Below are 18236 nucleotides of genomic sequence, written 5' to 3'. Positions count from 1 at the left end.
GCCGCGCGCCATCATGCCGCGGCCGCTTTTTGCGAGATATCGCGAGATACTGTGCACTCCCTGATCGCAATCGAGGAGCCATCGTCATGCCGTTCGTTCGTCCGGGCCGCATTGCCTGCATTGCCCTGGTCTCGCTGATCCCACTCGCATCGTCCGCGCATGCGGCTGTGGCCGGTGGCAAACCCATCCGCATTCTGGTCGGCGCACCCGCCGGCGGCACCACCGACACGCTGGCCCGCACGATCGCGCAGGAAATGTCCCGCGAGCTCGACCAGCCCGTCGTGGTCGACAACCGCCCTGGTGCGGGCGGCAATATTGCCGCGGATCTCGTGGCCAAGAGTCCGGCCGATGGCACCACGCTGCTGATGAGTTTCACCAGCCATACCATCAACGCCACGCTCTACAAGAAGCTGCCGTTCGATCCGATCCAGGACTTCACGCCGATCACGCTGGTGGCCACGGTGCCCAGCGTGCTGGTGGCCACGCCGAAGCTGCCCGCCAACAACATTCCCGAACTGATTCGCCTGGCGCGCACTGAACCGGGCAAGCTCAACTTCGGCATCGGCTCGGTCGGATCGTCGGTGCATCTGGCCGGCGACATGTTCAAGATGATGACCGGCACGTACATCGTGAATATTCCCTACAAGGGGACCACGCCCGCGCTCACCGACCTGCTCGCGGGCCAGGTGGACCTGATGTTCGCGAGCACGCTGAATGTGGCGGGCCACGTCAAGGCTGGTCGCCTGAAGGTACTCGGCGTGACGAGCCCCACGCCCCTGCCGCAGTTCCCGGGCGCGCAACCGATAGGCGCTACTGTGAAAGGTTTCGAGTCGAGCGCATGGTTCGGCCTGTTCGGCCCGGCCAACCTGCCGCCCGAACTCACGCAGGCGATCTACCAGGCCGCGCGCCATGGTCTGGACGCGCCCGAAGTGCGCAAGAGACTCGAGCAGGATGGCGCGCAGCCGCAGGCGATGCCGCCTGAAGCGTTTGGCAATTTCGTGCGGCAGGACGTCAAGCGCTGGGCCACGGTGGTCCGATACTCTGGAGCCGTGCCCGAATGAATGCGCCCGCCACGCTGGCACAGAAACTCGTGGCCCGCGCGGCCGGCGTGCCGCATGTCACGCCGGGTACGGTGGTGATGTGCAAGGTCGATCTGGCAATGTCGCACGACTCGAGCGGACCGCGCCGCGTGGCGCCGATGCTGCGCGAGCTGGGCGCCCGCGTTTGGGATCCCGACAAGTACGTCGTGGTGACCGATCACTACGTGCCCGCCGGCGACGCGGAAGCCGAGCAGATCGTGCGCTTTACGCGTGACTGGGTACACGAGGCCGGGCTGAAGCATTTCATCGATGGCGAAGGTATCTGCCACGTCGTGCTGCCCGAGCGCGGACATGTTTTGCCCGGACGATTCATCGTCGGCGGCGACAGTCACAGCCCCACCGGCGGCGCGTTCGGCGCGTATATGTTCGGCATCGGCGCAACCGAGATGGCCGGCGTGCTGGCTACCGGCGAGATCTGGCTGCGTGTGCCGCAGACCATTCGCCTCGACTGGCATGGCCGGCTCGCGGACGGTGTCTGCGCCAAGGACATGATGTTGTTCCTGTGCGCGGAGCTCGGCCTGGCCGGCGGCCGCTACGAGGCCATCGAGTACACCGGTGAAGCGGTGAGCGCGCTGCCGATGCAGGAACGCATGACGCTCACCAACATGAGCACCGAACTCGGCGCGCAGACCGGGCTGATCGCCCCCGATGCCACCACGCTCGCCTGGCTCGCGCAGGCTGGCGTCGCTGGCGATACGCTGGCCGCGCTTGACGTATTGCGCTGGCGCGGCGATGACGGGGCCGCGCTGCTCGCGCATCATCGCTTCGATGCCGCGCAGCTTGCGCCGCAGGTGGCGGCGCCGCATTCGCCGGCCAACAGCGCCGCAGTGGACGGCGCGGCGGGCACGCCGATCGAGATCGCCTATCTGGGCGCGTGCACGGGCGCGAAGCTCGAGGATCTGCGCATGGCGGCGCGTGTACTGCGCGGGCGCCGGGTCGCGCCGGGCGTGTCGCTGCGCGTTGCGCCGGCCTCCGCGCGTGACCAGCAGCACGCTGCCAGCGAAGGCACACTCGCGGTGCTGCTGGACGCCGGTGCCGAGTTGCTGCCGAATGCGTGCAATGCCTGCGCGGGCTACGGCGCCACACGCTTTCCCGCGCACAGCCGCGCGATCGCCTCCACCGCACGCAATTTCGCCGGACGCATGGGCGACGCCGGCAGCGCGGTGTGGCTGGCGTCGCCGCTGACGGTAGCCGCAACCGCAGTGACCGGCCGCATTACCGATCCGCGTACCCTGCTCGCGTGAGCGGTCTATCCATCGACACTTGCCGACAGGTTACCCCCGGACTCGCATGACCGCCCCCACCTCAACCGGCCGCATCTGGCGCTTCGGCGACAACGTCGATACCGACGCGATGGCACCTGGCGCCCACATGAAGGGCGGCATCGATGCGCTTGCGCGCCACTGCCTCGCAATCCTGCGGCCGGAGTTTCCCGGCACGGTCCGTCGTGGCGATATCGTCGTCGGCGGAACGAATTTCGGTATGGGATCCTCGCGCGAACAGGCACCCCAGGCCTTGCGGCATCTCGGCGTAGCAGCCGTCATCGCGCCCTCGTTCGCCGGCCTGTTCTATCGCAACGCGCTCAACCTCGGGCTACCGGTGCTCGTGTGCGCGCACACGGCACCGCTCGCCGACGGTCTGACGGCCGCATTCGACCTCGAGTGCGCCACGCTGCGGCTGGCGGACGGGACGGTCGTGCCGTGCGAGCCGGTGCCCGAATTCCTGCGCGCCATGCTCGCCGCAGGGGGGCTTTTGCCCTACCTCAAGGACCGCCTGGGCCCACGCGATTAGCGATTAGCACGCGCCCAGGCGGGTGTCGAGGTCGATGTCGTGGTGGTCAATGGCGGCAACGGCGCGTGTTGCCATGTGGCCGCCTCGCGCATCAACGCCATCGCCTCTTCATCGCTGGTCTGCGTGAAATCCAGATAGTAGGCACCCACAGCGCCAAACTCGGGCGGGGTGTTCAGACAAATCACGCGATCGGCAACGGTGGCCAGCGAGGCCAGGCCTTGCGCGGCGCCGACCGGTAGCGCCGCCACCACTTCGGCCGCGCCGGCCGCGCGTACGCTCGCGAGCGCCGCGCGCATCGTGGCCCCGGTGGCCACGCCGTCGTCCACCACGATCACGCGCCGTTGCGCGAGCATCGCGACGGGTCGCCCCTGGCGATAGCGCTGCTGCCGACGGCAGATCTCGTCGAGCTGGCGGCCGCGCTCGGCCGCGAACGCGCCGCTCTCGACCGCACGGCGCGCCCACGCGTCATCGTTGGTCACCGTATAAGGCGCAAGCCCTTCGGTGCTGCCCTCCACCACCGCGCCCAGCGCGAGTTCGGGATAGCCGGGCGCGCCGATCTTGCGCACTAGCAGCACGTCGAGCGCGGCGTCGAGCGCGCGCGCCACCTCGAATCCCACCGGCACACCACCGCGCGGCAGGGCGAGCACCAGCACCGGCGCCCGCGTGGACAGGTCGTCGGGACTGGCACAGCCAAGCTCCACGAGCCGCCGGCCCAGGTAGACCCCCGCCTCGCGCCGATCGGCAAAGCAAGGCGGCAACATCATTGATGACGTCATGGCGGTCCCCCGACGGTGTCACCCAGCCACTATAGACCTGCGACAGGCGCATGCGGCATGCATGTGTCAGGCATATGGCTGCGGAAGCGCGTTATTGCGTGTTATTGCGTGTTATTGCGCAGAATGCACTATCGGGGCGATAGGCAAACACGATTGATAAGCGAACTGGAACAGTGTTTTCAGCGAGAGGGCGCTGATTCCGGCGCCGGGGTTCATTAGGATGAAGGCGTGGCGGATATCACCGCCGAGCAGAAATCCCGCAACCCCGCGACAACCGGACCCACCAGGTCCGCAACCGTAGAGAGCCTTATCGTGAATCCGCAAGCCCACAACCGGACCGACGCAGAAGCCAACCGTTTCGATCAGGAACTCGACATCCCCTTCGGCTCGCTGGAAGCCGCCGCGATGGCCGAGCTGCCGTACACGTTCAGCCAGTCCGGCACGTGCGCGCGCTACTACAACGAGTATTTCGGCTGATGCTCTCGATCCGCGTGGTCGGATCGTAATGGGATCGAAATTTCCAGGGCGGCCGCCCATCGCGCGGCCAGCCGCCCCGGCGCCCTGTCAGTAAGTCTTGTAGGGCAAAAATTTGCCGGACATCTCGATGCGCACCCGATCGCCGTTGGGGTCGGGCTCGCGCGTGAGGTCCATACGGAAGTCGATGGCGCTCATGATACCGTCACCGAACTCCTCATGGATCAACGCCTTGAACGTGGTCCCGTAGATGCTGACGAGCTCGTAGAAGCGGTAGATGAGCGGGTCAGTGGGCACTTGCGTCGGCAACGAGCCCTTGTACGGTGTCGTGCGCAGCCAGGGCTCGCACTCCGCGGGCAGGCCAAAGACTTCCATCACGGCGCGCGCGCCGGCCTCGTCAAAGGTCATTTGCCCGAGGCACGCGGCGGTCGTCCATTCCTTGCTCTTGCCCACGCGCTCGGCCACATGGGCCCAGCTGATGCCACGCTTCACCTTGGCCTCGATGATGAGGTCTGTCACATCACTGCGGTTCATGGTCTCTCCGGTTGTCGTTGGAAGTCGATTGCCGGGGGAAGACCGAGGCAGCGACGCTACGGTCCCTGTGCCTGGTCGATGGGCGCCACATAGTCGGCGCGAGCAGTGCTGTCGCCAATGTGAGCACGTGCAAACTGCGGCACGGTCAGTGGATTAAGCCCTTCGAGCGCCTGCAGGATCAGCACGATGAACATGACCGGCATGACGTCCTCCCTCGGGAATACGGCGGTCACGATGGCGCAAGCTTCATGCCATCGCCGGAGAGCCGCCCGGCACGCGCGATGACGCGCTGTGGGGCGTAACGGTGATGATGCCACCATTCCGGCGCACCGGCGCGGGGAACGAAGCCCTCGCCGCGCGTCCGCAACGGGCGTTTGCGTACCCGTTTCTGCGTGACAGTGCGGATGCGTTTTCTTGCGTGCGGTCGGCTCGCGAGGCCCTGCGCGCGTCTAAACCTTTGCAGCAGTCATTTCCGATGTAACGCCACATTATTGGCGCACACACGTCACACCACCCCCGCAACGGTTACATCACAAACCCGCCAGCCCTTGTCGCACAAGGGTTGGGGGCCTGCGCGCGGAGCTGCCGAAAAGCCTCTGTCGGGTCAGATATCTTGAGAGACGGCCTTACAAGTGCAACCGCGCGGGCAGGGTTCGCCTCGCTACATTGAAGCCGTGTTCAACGCGTCCCGCACAAGGAGTCCATATGAAACGCGCCATTGCCCTGGTGGTCCTGCTGACCGCCGCCACGACCCTTCTGTCGGCATGCATCGTCGTGCCGGCCGGCGGCCCGCACTACCACCACGACCGTTACCGCTATTAAGTCCACAGTGAAGCCGATCTGCCATCGTCAATCGACAGGAGCCACATCATGAAACGCCAGCTTATGCTTGCCGCCGCCGTACTTGCCGCTGGCGGCGCCTTTGGACTGATCGCCCCGGCGGAAGCCTACGGCCCAGGCGGCTATCGCGACGCACCGCCGCCGCCGCGCGCCGAGGGACGGCCGATGAACCGCCCCGGCCAGGTCTGGGTGCCCGGCCACTATGAAGGTGGGCGCGGCGGGTACGCCTGGCGCGGCGGCTACTGGCAGAACGCGCGTCCGGGCTATCGCTTCGTGCCGGACCGCTGGGTGCAGACACCGCGTGGCTGGGTGATGCGCCCGGGCCGCTGGGTCCGCTGACAGGTTGAGGCGCGACGAGGGTTGAGGCAAGGCAGCGATGAACTGCGCCAAGCGGCGCGCCGGTAACCGCGCGCGCCGCGCCTCATCCCAGCGAACGATGCATAGCTCATCCTTACGGATTAAGCCGCAAGTATCCCCAACTCCGACATTCATTCAGAATCCCTCCGCAGTGATTTTCGCGTCGGGTTTCATAACTGCGTCATGTCTCGACTGAATATCGAAATCCCCGCCCCGAAGGGGTGAGAATTGGTAATTCATTGTGCCTTTGGAATTTAAATTGGTTGCCATTTCGGCACTTGTTACAAAAGCCTGTTTCATTAGTGAAACCGACTGCGCAGACGCCGACAGATGCTGTCGGACAGACACTGGCAACCAAAAGACCGAGAACAATAGGAGAGCTTCCGGGAATAATGAGTTTTAGTTCATTCAGCCCTGACTCCTCCGCAAATCCGGTCGCTTGCTTTCAGTCCCACCAGCCCATAAGATGAATTTAATCCGATTTAGGAGCGAGATTTTCCGGGTTCGGGTTCGGGTCATACTTCCGGTCTTAGCGAGTAAGTCCTTCCACACAACTGGACATCGCCTGCCACGGAAGCACGGGGTTATCAACTGAAACGGCGGAGGCTCAATGCGTCCGTCGCGTCTGAAGACATCTCCCTCACGCAAAGCGCCCCGCACACCTGCCCGTCAACGGGGAGTGAACAAAAATGAACGCCTTGCTGATCGAGGAGCACCCGCTTTTGCGACTGGGCCTCCTGCAGATGCTCGAAAGTATTCAGGAATGGGGACACGTGCTGGCGATCGCGCCGGCGGATGTGGGGCGACTGGATGCGCAGCATGGCAATCCGGACCTCCTGGTGTTTGGCATGCCCGCCGATACCGCCGCGGGCTGGCAACAGCTCGAATTGGCGCGCGATCGACTCGCGCCACAGCGCATCCTCGTCCTGACCGACACGCTGCCCTTGCATCTGCCCTGCGCGGAAGCCGCGCGTGGCATCTGCGGATGCCTGCCGAAGTCGGCCTCCCTCGCGGTGATCGAAGCCGCGATCCGGCTCGCGATCTCGAGCGTGCACGGTCTGGTGTTCTCCGGTGAATCCGCAGCGTCAACCACCGCGCTGACCACGGCCCCCGCCGCATCGCGTTCCGCGCTGCCGGCCACGCCATCGCTCGCCTCCGCCGCGCCGCTGCCGCTCGTGCCCGCGGTGCCGACGGATCCGCATGCGCTGGCGGCCTGTGCCAGCACGCCGCGCGCGGCACTGCGCGGCGCGGTCAGCCAGTCGGTGCTGCCGCAGCCTGGTGTCGAAGACGAACCGAGCTACGACGAAGCCGAGATGCTCAGGATTACGCCGCGTCAGTACGAAGTGCTCGTGCTGCTGGCGCGCGGCTATCCGATCAAGACCGTCAGCCGCATGCTCAATATCTCGGTGGCGACCGTGAAGAGCCATGCCTGCACGTTGTATCAGCGGCTCAAGGTCCGCAACAAGGGCGAAGCGGTCTATGCCGCGTTACAGCGCGGCGCGACGCTGGAGTGGGTCAGCGGCGATGAGCGGGTCGCACGCGACACGCCGCAGCGGCCGGTCATCACCAATCGCGGCGACGCCGCCGGCTACGAGAGCAGCAGCCTGCCGATCTGAAGTCGCCAACGCGTCCGGCCATGTACGGGCGCCGCCGCATCTTTCGATGCGGCGGCGCCCGTTTCCATTGGCGGGTCGCCTCCGTACCCTGTGTGGGCTAGCAGACGTACCGCCACGGCCATCGACCCTACAGTCAGTCCATCAGCAATCTACATGGGACTGTCATGGGCGCTAACGACCTGGATAACCTTGGCCTCGGCACTTCGGAGAGTGCGGCGAAATCGGCGACAGGCGGTGCCCGGCGGCGCGCGCTGATCACCGGTATCACGGGGCAGGATGGTTCTTACCTGGCCGAATTCCTGCTGCAGAAGGGATACGAGGTTCATGGCGTCAAGCGTCGCAGTTCCCTGTTCAATACCGACCGCATCGACCATCTCTATCAGGATCCGCAGGCCGAAGACCGCCGCCTGATCCTGCACCATGGCGACATGACGGACACCGCCAGCCTGGTACGCGTGGTCCAGCACTCGCAGCCCGACGAAATCTATAACCTCGCGGCGCAGAGCCACGTGCAGGTTTCGTTCGAGGAACCCGAATACACCGCCAATACCGATGCGGTGGGTACGCTCCGGCTGCTGGAGGCCGTGCGCATTCTCGGCATGGAAAAGCGCACGCGCTTCTATCAGGCCTCGACCTCCGAACTGTATGGCCTGGTGCAGGAGATTCCGCAGAAGGAAACCACGCCGTTCTATCCGCGCAGCCCCTATGCGGCGGCCAAGCTGTACGCATACTGGATCACGGTGAACTACCGCGAGGCATACGGCATGTATGCCTGCAATGGCATCCTGTTCAACCACGAGAGCCCGGTCCGCGGCGAGACCTTCGTCACCAGAAAGATCACGCGTGCAATCGCGCGCATTGCATTGGGCCTGCAGGACACGCTGCATCTGGGCAACCTTTCCGCGCTGCGCGACTGGGGTCATGCGCGCGACTACGTGGAAATGCAGTGGCTGATGCTCCAGCAGACGGAGGCCGAAGACTTTGTCATTGCCACCGGCGAGCAGCACAGCGTGCGCGAATTCGTCGAGTTGGCGGCGCGTTATCTCGGCATTACGGTGGCATTCCAAGGCACCGGTGTGGACGAGGTTGGCATCATTGCCGCGATCGACGATCCCGAGCGGCGCCTGTCACCGACCTGCAAGGTCGGTGATGTGATCGTCCGTGTGGATCCGCGCTATTTCCGCCCCACCGAAGTGGAGACGCTGCTGGGAGATCCCACGCGCGCGCGCGAGCGGCTGGGCTGGACGCCACGCACCACCTTTACCGAACTAGTACAAGAAATGATAGGCGCGGACTTTGTATCCGCCCGACGCGACGCCTTGATCAAAATGGCCGGTTTCCGGGCTTATGACCATCATGAATAAAAGTCGAAAACGTGTCTTCGTTGCGGGTCATCGCGGCATGGTTGGTGCCGCGATTACGCGCGCGTTATCGCAGCGCGCGGATGTCGATCTCGTCTGTCGCACCCATGCCGAACTGGACCTCACAGACCAGCGGAAGGTGCGCGATTTTTTTGCGACCGAGTCTATCGATGAGGTCTATCTGGCGGCCGCGCGCGTAGGTGGCATCCATGCCAACGATACCTACCCCGCGGAATTCCTTCAGCAGAACCTCGCCATCGCGGCCAATGTCGTTCACGAGGCCTGGACGCACGATGTCACGCGTCTGTTGTTCCTCGGTTCCAGCTGCATCTATCCGCGGATGGCCCCACAGCCAATCCATGAGAGCGCGCTCCTGACTGGGGAGCTGGAGTCAACCAACGCGGCCTATGCGATCGCCAAGATCGCGGGGATGAAGCTGTGCGAAAGCTACAACCGCCAGTACGGGGTGGACTATCGCAGCATCATGCCGACCAACCTCTATGGGCCGGGCGACAACTACCACCCCGAGAACAGTCATGTGATTCCAGCCCTGATCCGACGCTTTCACGAAGCACGCGCGGACCGCAACCCCACCGTGGCGATCTGGGGCTCCGGAACACCGATGCGCGAGTTCCTGTACGCCGACGATCTCGCGCGGGCCTGCATGCATGTGATGGGCTTGTCCGGCGAAGCTTATCGCGCCCATAGCGACCCGGCCGGGTTCTTCAATATCGGTACCGGCAGTGAGGTGTCGATTCGCGAGCTTGCGGGGCTGATTGCGAAGGTGGTCGGGTATCGCGGCGAGATTGTATTCGACGCCACACGCCCCGACGGTACGCCGCGCAAGCTGCTCGATTGCAGCGCCATTGCCGCCACCGGCTGGAGCCCGCTGGTCGGACTCGAAGCCGGCCTGCATCTGGCCTACCGCGATGCGCTCGCCACCGGCCGCCTGGCGGTTCACGTCGAAGCCCCTCAGGCATTGGAAAACTCGGTCTAGGAGACTTGCCATGCGTCTGTCGCCCAGCTTTATTTGGGACATGGTCTTGGCGGCGGCGCTGCTTCTGATGGTTGGCTACTGTCATGCGATCTCGAGCGTCCACTCTCCGATGCTCCTGGTCTCCACGCTGTTGCTGACCATCACCGTGATCGTCCACTGGTGTCTGCATACGCGCGAACGCGAATCGTCGCTGGCGGATGCATCGGTGCTCCTGTTCGAGATGCTCTTCCTGGTGGTGGCGCCGGCCGTGCAGCGGGTCTACTTCGACCTGCAGATGGTCAATACCGCCACCATCCAGGAAGGCTACGCGATTGCCACCAACCTGCTGTGTACGCTGTTCATCATGGTGTACGTGGCCACCCGGCAGGCCTCCCTCCGGCGCGCGTATCACAGCCCGCGCCCGCTGCCGCCACCCGGCGGCGAGCGGATACTGCGCCTGACGGTGCCGAAGGGAATGGTGCTGGCGGGCGTGGCGGCGGTGGCGGCCGTGCTGTCGCTGCAGTCGATCGACATGCGCGTGCAGGAGGAACTGATCGACGCCACGCCGCAGTACCTGCTGCAGCAGAAGTACTTCTGCTTTCTGCCCATCCCGGCGTTGATGATGCTGATCTGCGTGAAGGGCCGCAGTCTGCTGCGTCAGCCATTCTGGCTGCTGCTCGCGGTGCTGCTGTTCGGCTGCGTGCTGGTGGCGCAGAACCCGCTGATCGAAAAACGCAATGCGATCGGTCCGGTGTACCTGACCCTGCTGCTGCTGGCGGTGCCATGGTTCTCGCGCACGCCGCGGCGCCAGGCCACCACGCTGCTGCTGCTCACGGGCGTGTTCTTCCCGCTGGCCTCGATCTTCACGCACGTCAACATGGATGCCTGGGACATCGCGGAGATTCTCGACCCGTGGATGTACTTCTCGCACTTCCTGGACCTGCACTACGACGCCTGGTCGAATATCCACACCGTGCTGGAGATGGTTAACCGCGACGGGCTGCGCTACGGCGAGCAGATCCTCGGCAGCCTGCTGTTCTTCGTCCCCCATACGCTGTGGGAGGCCAAGCCGCACGCCACCGGCATCGACATCGGCCAGTTCCTGATGGCTTACTACAAGCTCGATTTCGACAATCTGTCGTCGCCGCTGATCGCCGAGGGATACATTGATTTTTCGGTATTCGGCGTGGTGTTCGTCGCCATCGCACTGGCACTGATCACGCGCTTTCTCGATCGTCTGATCCATGCCGGCGGGCCGGTCGGCAAACCTGCTGGCATCTACTTCTCGATCTACCTGATCTTCGTGCTGCGCGGCGCGCTGATGGTTGCCGTGGCCTACGGTAGCGGCGCCGCCATGGCCTTCATGACGATCAGCTGGTTCGTCACGCGCCGCCGCCGGCGCGTTCAGCGCGCGGTGCCGCGCACCGCTCCTGCCAGCTCCGGCTCGCCGGTCACGCCCATCAGGCGTGCGGCGCCACCGCGCCGCGCCTGAGCAGACCCAGCGCGCGCGCCGGCATCATCCACAGCGCGGTCATCACGTTAGCGGCGATCAGTGCCATCACGATATGCGGGAAGCTGACCGCATCGAAGAGGTACAGCGCCGCGCACAGCACGGAGGCCGCTACCAGCTCTATCGTGCCGATGTTGCCGAGACTGCTGAACGCCTGCGCACCCATCAGTACCGGTGTGCTCGCGGCGGAGGCCACCAGTACCGCGAAATAGGCGGCGCACAACGTGGCCTGACTCGCCGGAATCACGAACTCTCCAGCGGTCCACAACGACACCGCGGCGCTGCCAACGAACGGTGCGCCAGCGACCGCAAGCAGGCCGTAGCTGACGTAGATCGCGCCGAGCTTGCGATAGGTGCGCGACACCCAGGCCCAGTCGCCGGCCAGCATATGCCGATGGATGATCGGCCAGAGCGGCTGGTTGATCATGTACACCAGGCTGTGCAGCAACAGGTTGGCGCGAAAGAGCAGCGCCAGCAGCGCCGCGTCACGCGGCTGGTGCATTTCATAGCAAAGCAGCACCGTACCCTGCTGGATAAAGGCGAGCGCGAGCTGGGCCTGTACCAGCGACTTGGTATTGCGCGCAAGATCGAGCGCGAAGGCCTTACCCGGCCACTCGCGCGGACGTCCCACCCGCATCAGCACGGCCGCCATGTTGATCACGCGCACAAGGATGAAGCCGAGCTGGCTCGCCACGAACAACAGCATTACGTCGGAGGCATGCGATGGTGCCACGAACGAGATCAGCACGATAAAGATCACGTTGAGCACGCTGCCGCCGGCCGTGATCAGGTTGTTGACGTGCTGGCGATGCTGCCCCTGGTTGACCGCCTCGCCGATCGACAGCACGGTCAACATGGCAAAGCAGACCAGCGCGGCAACGAACAGCTCGAAGTGCTGGGCCGAAAACAGATTGATGCCGCTGGCCTCGAGTTGCGGCCGCAGTACCAGCGTCGCCACTATCATCGCCACGAACAGCGCGGACAGCGCCGCGGTGGATACCGTCACCACGCCAGCAAGCAGCGGCGCCTTGCGCTCGTCGGCCGCGATCGACGTAATCGTGGGCCAGAGGCCGATTGCCACCAGCGCGAGCCAGGCGGAGATGCCGTTGTAGACCATCAGCGCGCTGAAGTCATCGGTATCGAGCACCCTGGCGAACAGCGGAATACTGACCAGTTGCAGCGTGACGCTGCACACCTTCGACACCATCGAACTTGCTACCGCCAGCCGCAGCGCCCGTGCGCCCTGGCTCGCCCTTTCCGCCGCGCCGGAGGCACCGGCGGGCACGGGGCCCGCCGCCAACGCCTCGGCTTCGCCCGACGGCAATTCACCGTTCACGATCTTCACGCAAGCTCCCCTTCGCATCGGTTGGCGGCTCGATTGGCCACATCTGGGCGGACCGCACAGTCGTTCCGCCGCGATGCAGCATAGTCCCGCGCGGCCCCGGAATTCTGTTCGCTTGCCAACGTCGGCTTCCGTGGGCGTACGAACATTCACCCGTGGTCGCACGGCCTAGACTCCACCGCTGGATGATCCGTCGAGTCGAGCCCACACATGAAGATCCTGCTTTATTGCCTCAACTATGCGCCCGAGCTTACCGGCATCGGCAAGTACACGGCCGAGCAGGCGGAATGGCTCGTGGCCCGCGGCCACGAGGTGCATGTGGTCACGGCGCCACCGTACTATCCGGCCTGGCACGTTGGCGAGGGCTATCGTGCCAGCCGTTACAGCCGCGAGATCCGCAATGGCGTAACGGTATTGCGGGCGCCGCTCTGGATTCCCGCGCAGCCTTCGGGCCTGCGGCGCGTGGTGCATCTCGCGTCGTTCGCCGTCTCCAGCATTGCCTGCCTTGTCACGCAACTGGGCTGGCGCCCCGATGTGGTCTTCGTGGTAGAGCCGCCGTTGTTCTGCAGCCCGGCCGCGCTCGCCTGCGCACGGCTCACCGGGGCGCGCGCGTGGCTGCATATCCATGACTATGAAATCGATGCCGCGTTCGAACTCGGCCTGCTCAAGGGCCGCTTGCTGCGCCGCATGGCGGAGGGGTTCGAGCGCTGGCTGCTACGGCGCTTCGACCACGTCTCGTCGATCTCGAACGCGATGGTCGCGCTCGCGCGCCGCAAGGGCGCCAGCGATGACCGGCTCACCATGCTGCCGAACTGGACCGACCTCGGCGCCTTGATGCGTCATGCCGAAGTGGACTTCCGCGCGCGGCTCGGCATTCCCGCCGATGCCGTGGTGGCCCTCTATTCGGGCACCATCGGCGCCAAGCAGGGCATCGAGATTCTGGCGGATGTCGCGCGGCAACTGCAGGCGCGCAAGGATCTGCACTTCATCTTCTGCGGCACCGGGTCCGGCGCGCCGGCCCTGCATGCAGCCTGTGTGGGCCTGGAACGCGTCCATTGCCTGCCGCTGCAGCCCGCCAGTGATTTTCCGGCACTGCTGAACACGGCCGACATCCACCTGATGCCGCAGCGCGCCGGCGCCGCCGACCTGGTGCTGCCATCGAAGATGGCCGCCATGCTCGCGAGCGGCAAACCGGTGGTAGCCACCGCGGACGCCAACACCGAGCTGGGCAAGCTGGTCATCGGCTGCGGCATTCTGGTCGAGCCGGGAGACAGCGCCGCGATGGCCGACGCGATCACCGCGCTGGCCGATGCCCCGACCCACCGGCACGCCCTGGGACAGGCCGGCCGGATCTGGGCCGAAACCCACCTCGAACGCGAATCGGTCCTGCTGAAGTTCGAAGAAACGCTATTGCAACTGCAAGCCTCGCGCTTGCCCGGGAAGGGCGTCGAAGAGAAGGGCGTCGAAGAGAAGGGCGCCGATATCGACTATGTCGGCAAGTAGCCCACGCGGTGGTTTGTGGGCTGGCGAACGGTCCTTGCCATGGCGCGGCGTCACGATGCAAGCCATAAGGGCGCCGGTGCCGCGGAACCGGACAAAGGAACCCACAACATGATTCAGGATCTGTCGTCGTTCAGGATGCCGCCCGGCTTCCGGGGTCGCTCGGTGGTGGTGGTGCAGTTGTGGTGGTGGGTGCAGAGCTTCCTGTTTCATCCCTCGCCACGTTTTGCCAATGGCTGGCGGCGCTGGCTACTGCGCTGCTTTGGCGCGCGCGTGGGACGTGACGTCCTGATCCGGCCCAGCGTCAAGGTGACGTACCCATGGAAGGTCACGATCGGCGACTACGCATGGATCGGCGAGGACGTGGAACTGTATAGCCTGGCCGAGATCGAGATCGGCAACAACGCGGTGGTGTCTCAGCATAGTTATCTGTGCGCGGGCGACCACGATTACCGGTACAGCGACTTCCCGATTCGCGGCAAGGCCATCCGGATTGCCGACGAGGCCTGGGTGGCGAGCCACAGCTTTATCGCGCCGGGCGTCACGATCGGCCAGGGTGCCGTGGTGGCCGCATGCAGCGCGGTGTTCCGCGACATGCCGGCCGGCATGATCTGCATGGGCAGCCCGTGCCGGCCGGTGCGGCCGCGTGCCGACGATTCGCCGATGCCGCAGGCGATGGCCCAGCGGGCGCGAGCGCCTGCCACGCAGGCTTGCGAAGACGTGCACGTCAACTAGATGTGCCATGCGGGGGAGCGGGGACCTCATGATGATCGATATCTATCACAACATGCTGTGGCCGAAGTACAAGGGCGCGGTGTTCAGCGAGGCCTTCTCGCGCGCGCGCGACACGGGACGCGAGGTTCGGTTCTTCCATATCGCGGCCACCGGCTATGGACGTTCGGCATATGGCAGCGTGGATACCAGCTATCACCAGTATCCGTATCGCATCCTGTTCGACGAGCCGTACGAGCGCCTGCCTCAGTGGCGCGTGGCGCTGCGCCTGATCAGCGAGGTCTGGCGCTCGCGTAGCGAGCTGGTCATCCTGCCCGGCTATCACCGTGTGGAGTTCTGGGCGATGCTGCTGGCCTGCATGGTGCGCGGCAAGCGCCGCGGCGTGTTCTGCGACTCGACCATGCGCGACCAGCCCGATCGCCCGCTCAAGCGGTATCTCAAGCGCTTCTTCTTTCGCCGCTGTGACGGCATTTTCGTCTACGGGCAGCGTTCCGCGGAGTACGTGATTGCGATGGGCGCCGATCCGGCCCGCGTCATCGACCGCTGTCAGGCCGCAGCATTGCCGCATGCGTACAGCCCCGAACGTGCCGCGCAGCAGCGCGTGGCCAATGCCGCGCGCGCCGATGCGCCGAAGTTCCTGTTTGCCGGCCTGGTATGCCGCAACAAGGGCATCGAAGATCTGTTGCACGCGTTCGTCCAGGTGCTGGCGCGGCATCCGGCGGCCACGCTGGTGCTGGCCGGGCCCGTGCTCGAGAGCGAAGGCGCAGGGCTTCGAGAACTGGCGGTGTCGCTCGGTATCGACGGCGCCACCCGTTTCATGGGCGCGATGGATATCGAACAACTGGCCGTGCAGTACTCGGAAGCCACCTGCCTGGTGCTGCCCAGCCATACCGAAGCCTGGGGACTGGTCGTCAACGAGGCACTCGCCTATGGCTGCCCCGTGGTCGTCAGCGACTGCTGCGGCTGCATTCCCGAGCTCGTGCACGAAGGCGTGACCGGCCATGTATTCGCCACCCGCAATGCCGACGACCTGGCGCGCACACTGAACCGCGCGGTCGATACCTTCGGCGACGTGGAGACCGCCATGCGCAACTGCCTGGATGTGGCCAGCCAATACACCCCGGCCTGTGCCGGCCGCTCCATCATGGATGGCTGCGTGAAGATCATCGAGGAGAAACGTCCATGACGACGCCGATCGCCAAGCAGAGCGCCGAGCCGGGTGCGGAAGGTACTGCCCCGAAGACTCGCCACGCGGCGACTCCGGCGGAGCTGGCACGGCCCGTCGTGTTCCTCGGGCATCTGGGGTTGCCCAACAACGGCTTCTCGGCCGCGTGCCAGCGCATGCTCGAACGCATTCGCGAGCGCGGGCCCGTGGTCGTGCTGGATGTGGCCCGGCGCGGCCGCGGCACCATGGCCGGCCTCACCACGCTGAGCAACCGCCTGCGCCAGTTCGGACGCATGGTGAGCACTTGTGTGGCCAGACGCCCGCATACGCTGTATCTCGGCTTTTCCGGTGGCTTCGGACAATTGCTCGATACGCCGTTTATCGTGCTGGCGCACTGCTTCGGCTTGGAGATTTTTTTCCATCACCACAGCTTTGCGTATATCAACCAGCCGACCTGGTACACGCGGCTGGCCATGCGCTGCGCACCGCAAGGTCGCCATCTGGTGCTATGCGACATGATGCGTACCGAACTGACACGCATCTACCGCCTGCCGCCGGACCATGTCCAGGTACTGTCCAACCTCGGGCTGATCGACCTTGCCGACCCACCATCGCAGCATGCCGAGAGCGAGAACGAAGCCATTAACGTGGGATTCCTGTCGAACATCACCGCGGCCAAGGGCATCTTCACGTTCTTCGAGGTGGTCCGCCTGGCGCAGGAGATGAACATTCCGGTCTGTGCGCGCATTGCCGGCCCGGTCGCGCCCGAGATCCGCGCCCGCTTCGACGCCGAACTCGCGCGTACGCCATGCGTGCGCTATGTGGGTCCCGCCTACGGCGAGCAGAAGCAGGCGTTCTTCCGCGAGATCGATGTGTTGCTGTTTCCGACGACCTATCACAATGAAGCCGAACCGCTGGTGATACTGGAAGCGCGCAGTCATGGCGTGCCGGTGGTCGCCCACGCGCGTGGCTGCATTGGCGCCATGATCGATGACCGCAGCGGCCTGCTCGTGGCATGCGATGCGGATTTCGCTGAAGCCGCGGTGCCGTACCTGCACCGATTGCTGCTCCAGCGCGGACAGTCGGACTATAGCGAGGAGGACACCCGCGCGCGACGCCTTGCGCATTTCCATGCGGATCGGATCCGCGCGGAAGCAACGCTGACCAACGCCGTGGCGTCGATCAGCCGCCGCCCCTGAGTCTGGAGACTCAGATGTCGTGATAGCGCATCAGCACGGCGCCGGCCTGTTTCAGCGTCTGGGCCAGCGCCGCCGGGGCCATCAGCGGCGCGCCTTCCTGCTTGCGCCACGCTTCGGTAAAGCCCGGATGCACCGACATCTCGGTGACGCCTTCGGCCAGCACCGCCGGCACCTGTGCGGCCCAGTCCGCGTCCAGCGCATCCACGCCAACGTAATAGTCGGTGTAGCGCAACCCGCCGAAATGGCGCAGCAGCATCGTATTGAGCGCACCGCGCACATTGCGGGCCGGGTACCAGTTCTGCGGACGGCGCACGCGCGTGATGCCGGCACGCAGCATCTCTTCGCGCAGCACGCGCATGATCGCCGGATACTTGTGCATGTGTCCGTGTCCGTCCACGTGCGTGACATTCACGCCATGGTCGCGCAGTTCGTCGAGCTGCAGGCGGAACTCGCGGCGGATATCGGCCGCATCGATCAATCCCGCCATGGCGCGCGCGCGCTGTACCCTGGCGGGAAACAGCGAGCCATCCTTGCGGCACAGCGTGCTGGCCGCGCTCTTGGGCCGCCAGCCTTCGACGATGTTGAAGTGCAAGCCGAACGAGAAGCGCTTCTCGTTCTCCCGCGCGTACGCGCAGGCCTGCTCCGTGGCGGGCCGTCCCGCCAGGATCGTGGCGCTGGTGAGCAGACCCGCGTCGAAGCAGGCTACCGTCGCGCGAAATGTGTCGTCGTCGTAGCCGAAATCGTCGGCATTGATGATCACGCCTTTCATCCGTTTCCCCTTTCGGTACATGGCCTGCCTGCGGAACGCACCGGCCGTGTGTGCCACGTTATGCGGCGTGGTTACCAGGCTCGGTGCGCTGCGCCACGTTGCCACAGCGGGCTCCGGCATCAATGTGCGAGAGCGCACCGATAGGGGGATGACGCACTCCTAGGATCGCCTTATCCGGGCCATGGCGGCAGTTC

The 18236-nt window shown here is 65.2% G+C and carries 18 protein-coding genes; 13 read left to right on the top strand and 5 right to left on the bottom strand.

Annotated features, from left to right (window positions below; all coding sequences use genetic code 11):
• Positions 1 to 86: 86 nt before the first annotated feature.
• Genes LDO41_RS25210 through LDO41_RS25200 form a run of 3 tightly spaced genes read left to right on the top strand, consistent with a single transcriptional unit; the run spans position 87 to position 2891 of the window.
• On the top strand, positions 87 to 1061 hold the full coding sequence (locus LDO41_RS25210) for a tripartite tricarboxylate transporter substrate binding protein (RefSeq protein WP_223993273.1): 975 nt from the start codon (positions 87 to 89) through the stop codon (positions 1059 to 1061).
• Positions 1058 to 2344 carry a 3-isopropylmalate dehydratase large subunit gene (locus LDO41_RS25205; RefSeq protein ID WP_223993272.1) on the top strand — a complete coding sequence of 429 codons (1287 nt, stop codon included), beginning with the start codon at positions 1058 to 1060 and terminating at the stop codon, positions 2342 to 2344. The genes LDO41_RS25210 and LDO41_RS25205 overlap by 4 nt, the downstream gene beginning before the upstream one ends.
• Positions 2345 to 2390: 46 nt before the next feature.
• Positions 2391 to 2891, top strand: a complete 501-nt coding sequence (locus tag LDO41_RS25200) for a LeuD/DmdB family oxidoreductase small subunit (RefSeq protein WP_223993271.1) — start codon at positions 2391 to 2393, stop codon at positions 2889 to 2891.
• Here LDO41_RS25200 and LDO41_RS25195 read toward each other — a convergent pair.
• Positions 2888 to 3655 carry a phosphoribosyltransferase gene (locus tag LDO41_RS25195; RefSeq protein WP_223993447.1) on the bottom strand — a complete coding sequence of 256 codons (768 nt, stop codon included), beginning with the start codon at positions 3653 to 3655 and terminating at the stop codon, positions 2888 to 2890. The two genes, LDO41_RS25200 and LDO41_RS25195, sit on opposite strands and share 4 nt — an antisense overlap.
• A gap of 324 nt (positions 3656 to 3979) precedes the next feature.
• On the opposite strand from LDO41_RS25195, the gene LDO41_RS25190 reads away from it, so the two are divergent.
• Positions 3980 to 4144 carry a hypothetical protein gene (locus LDO41_RS25190; RefSeq protein ID WP_223993270.1) on the top strand — a complete coding sequence of 55 codons (165 nt, stop codon included), beginning with the start codon at positions 3980 to 3982 and terminating at the stop codon, positions 4142 to 4144.
• Positions 4145 to 4231: 87 nt separating this feature from the next.
• Here LDO41_RS25190 and cynS read toward each other — a convergent pair whose 3' ends face one another.
• The gene (cynS, locus tag LDO41_RS25185; protein WP_223993269.1) at positions 4232 to 4675 is read right to left on the bottom strand and encodes a cyanase; all 444 of its coding nucleotides are present in this window, start codon (positions 4673 to 4675) and stop codon (positions 4232 to 4234) included.
• Between the two features lie 56 nt (positions 4676 to 4731).
• Complete coding sequence (locus tag LDO41_RS25180; protein WP_223993268.1) at positions 4732 to 4878, bottom strand: hypothetical protein; 147 nt, start codon at positions 4876 to 4878, stop codon at positions 4732 to 4734.
• A 667-nt stretch (positions 4879 to 5545) separates the two neighbouring features.
• On the opposite strand from LDO41_RS25180, the gene LDO41_RS25175 reads away from it, so the two are divergent.
• The 5 genes from LDO41_RS25175 (at position 5546) to LDO41_RS25155 (ending at position 11317) form a co-directional block, all read left to right on the top strand.
• Positions 5546 to 5854, top strand: coding sequence for a hypothetical protein (locus LDO41_RS25175; RefSeq protein WP_223993267.1), 309 nt, complete (start codon positions 5546 to 5548; stop codon positions 5852 to 5854).
• A 707-nt stretch (positions 5855 to 6561) separates the two neighbouring features.
• Positions 6562 to 7488: a helix-turn-helix transcriptional regulator gene (locus LDO41_RS25170; protein WP_223993261.1), complete on the top strand. Its 927-nt coding sequence runs from the start codon at positions 6562 to 6564 to the stop codon at positions 7486 to 7488.
• 164 nt (positions 7489 to 7652) lie between these two features.
• Positions 7653 to 8852 carry a GDP-mannose 4,6-dehydratase gene (gene gmd, locus LDO41_RS25165; protein ID WP_223993259.1) on the top strand — a complete coding sequence of 400 codons (1200 nt, stop codon included), beginning with the start codon at positions 7653 to 7655 and terminating at the stop codon, positions 8850 to 8852.
• A complete protein-coding gene (locus LDO41_RS25160) occupies positions 8845 to 9846 on the top strand; it encodes a GDP-L-fucose synthase family protein (RefSeq protein WP_223993257.1) in 1002 nt (333 codons plus the stop codon). Before gmd ends, LDO41_RS25160 begins: the two co-directional genes overlap by 8 nt.
• Positions 9847 to 9856: 10 nt before the next feature.
• Positions 9857 to 11317 carry a hypothetical protein gene (locus LDO41_RS25155; RefSeq protein WP_223993255.1) on the top strand — a complete coding sequence of 487 codons (1461 nt, stop codon included), beginning with the start codon at positions 9857 to 9859 and terminating at the stop codon, positions 11315 to 11317.
• Here the strand turns inward: LDO41_RS25155 and LDO41_RS25150 are convergent.
• Positions 11286 to 12680: an oligosaccharide flippase family protein gene (locus LDO41_RS25150; RefSeq protein ID WP_223993253.1), complete on the bottom strand. Its 1395-nt coding sequence runs from the start codon at positions 12678 to 12680 to the stop codon at positions 11286 to 11288. The two genes, LDO41_RS25155 and LDO41_RS25150, sit on opposite strands and share 32 nt — an antisense overlap.
• Positions 12681 to 12887: 207 nt before the next feature.
• Here LDO41_RS25150 and LDO41_RS25145 point away from each other — a divergent pair, with 207 nt between their 5' ends.
• From LDO41_RS25145 to LDO41_RS25130, 4 genes are all read left to right on the top strand, one after another.
• On the top strand, positions 12888 to 14180 hold the full coding sequence (locus tag LDO41_RS25145; protein WP_223993251.1) for a glycosyltransferase WbuB: 1293 nt from the start codon (positions 12888 to 12890) through the stop codon (positions 14178 to 14180).
• A gap of 108 nt (positions 14181 to 14288) precedes the next feature.
• The gene (locus tag LDO41_RS25140) at positions 14289 to 14912 is read left to right on the top strand and encodes a WcaF family extracellular polysaccharide biosynthesis acetyltransferase (RefSeq protein WP_290370915.1); all 624 of its coding nucleotides are present in this window, start codon (positions 14289 to 14291) and stop codon (positions 14910 to 14912) included.
• A 28-nt stretch (positions 14913 to 14940) separates the two neighbouring features.
• Positions 14941 to 16095: a glycosyltransferase family 4 protein gene (locus tag LDO41_RS25135; RefSeq protein WP_223993249.1), complete on the top strand. Its 1155-nt coding sequence runs from the start codon at positions 14941 to 14943 to the stop codon at positions 16093 to 16095.
• Positions 16092 to 17273 carry a glycosyltransferase family 4 protein gene (locus tag LDO41_RS25130; protein ID WP_223993247.1) on the top strand — a complete coding sequence of 394 codons (1182 nt, stop codon included), beginning with the start codon at positions 16092 to 16094 and terminating at the stop codon, positions 17271 to 17273. Before LDO41_RS25135 ends, LDO41_RS25130 begins: the two co-directional genes overlap by 4 nt.
• A 10-nt stretch (positions 17274 to 17283) precedes the next feature.
• On the opposite strand, the gene LDO41_RS25125 is transcribed toward LDO41_RS25130, so the two are convergent.
• Positions 17284 to 18042, bottom strand: coding sequence for a ChbG/HpnK family deacetylase (locus tag LDO41_RS25125; protein ID WP_223993245.1), 759 nt, complete (start codon positions 18040 to 18042; stop codon positions 17284 to 17286).
• Positions 18043 to 18236 lie beyond the last annotated feature (194 nt).

Source organism: Cupriavidus pampae (assembly GCF_914271485.1).
In the GTDB taxonomy this organism is placed as follows: domain Bacteria; phylum Pseudomonadota; class Gammaproteobacteria; order Burkholderiales; family Burkholderiaceae; genus Cupriavidus; species Cupriavidus pampae.
The sequence above is the reverse complement of the archived record's forward strand: the minus strand, read 5'-3'. Positions and strand labels throughout refer to the sequence as shown.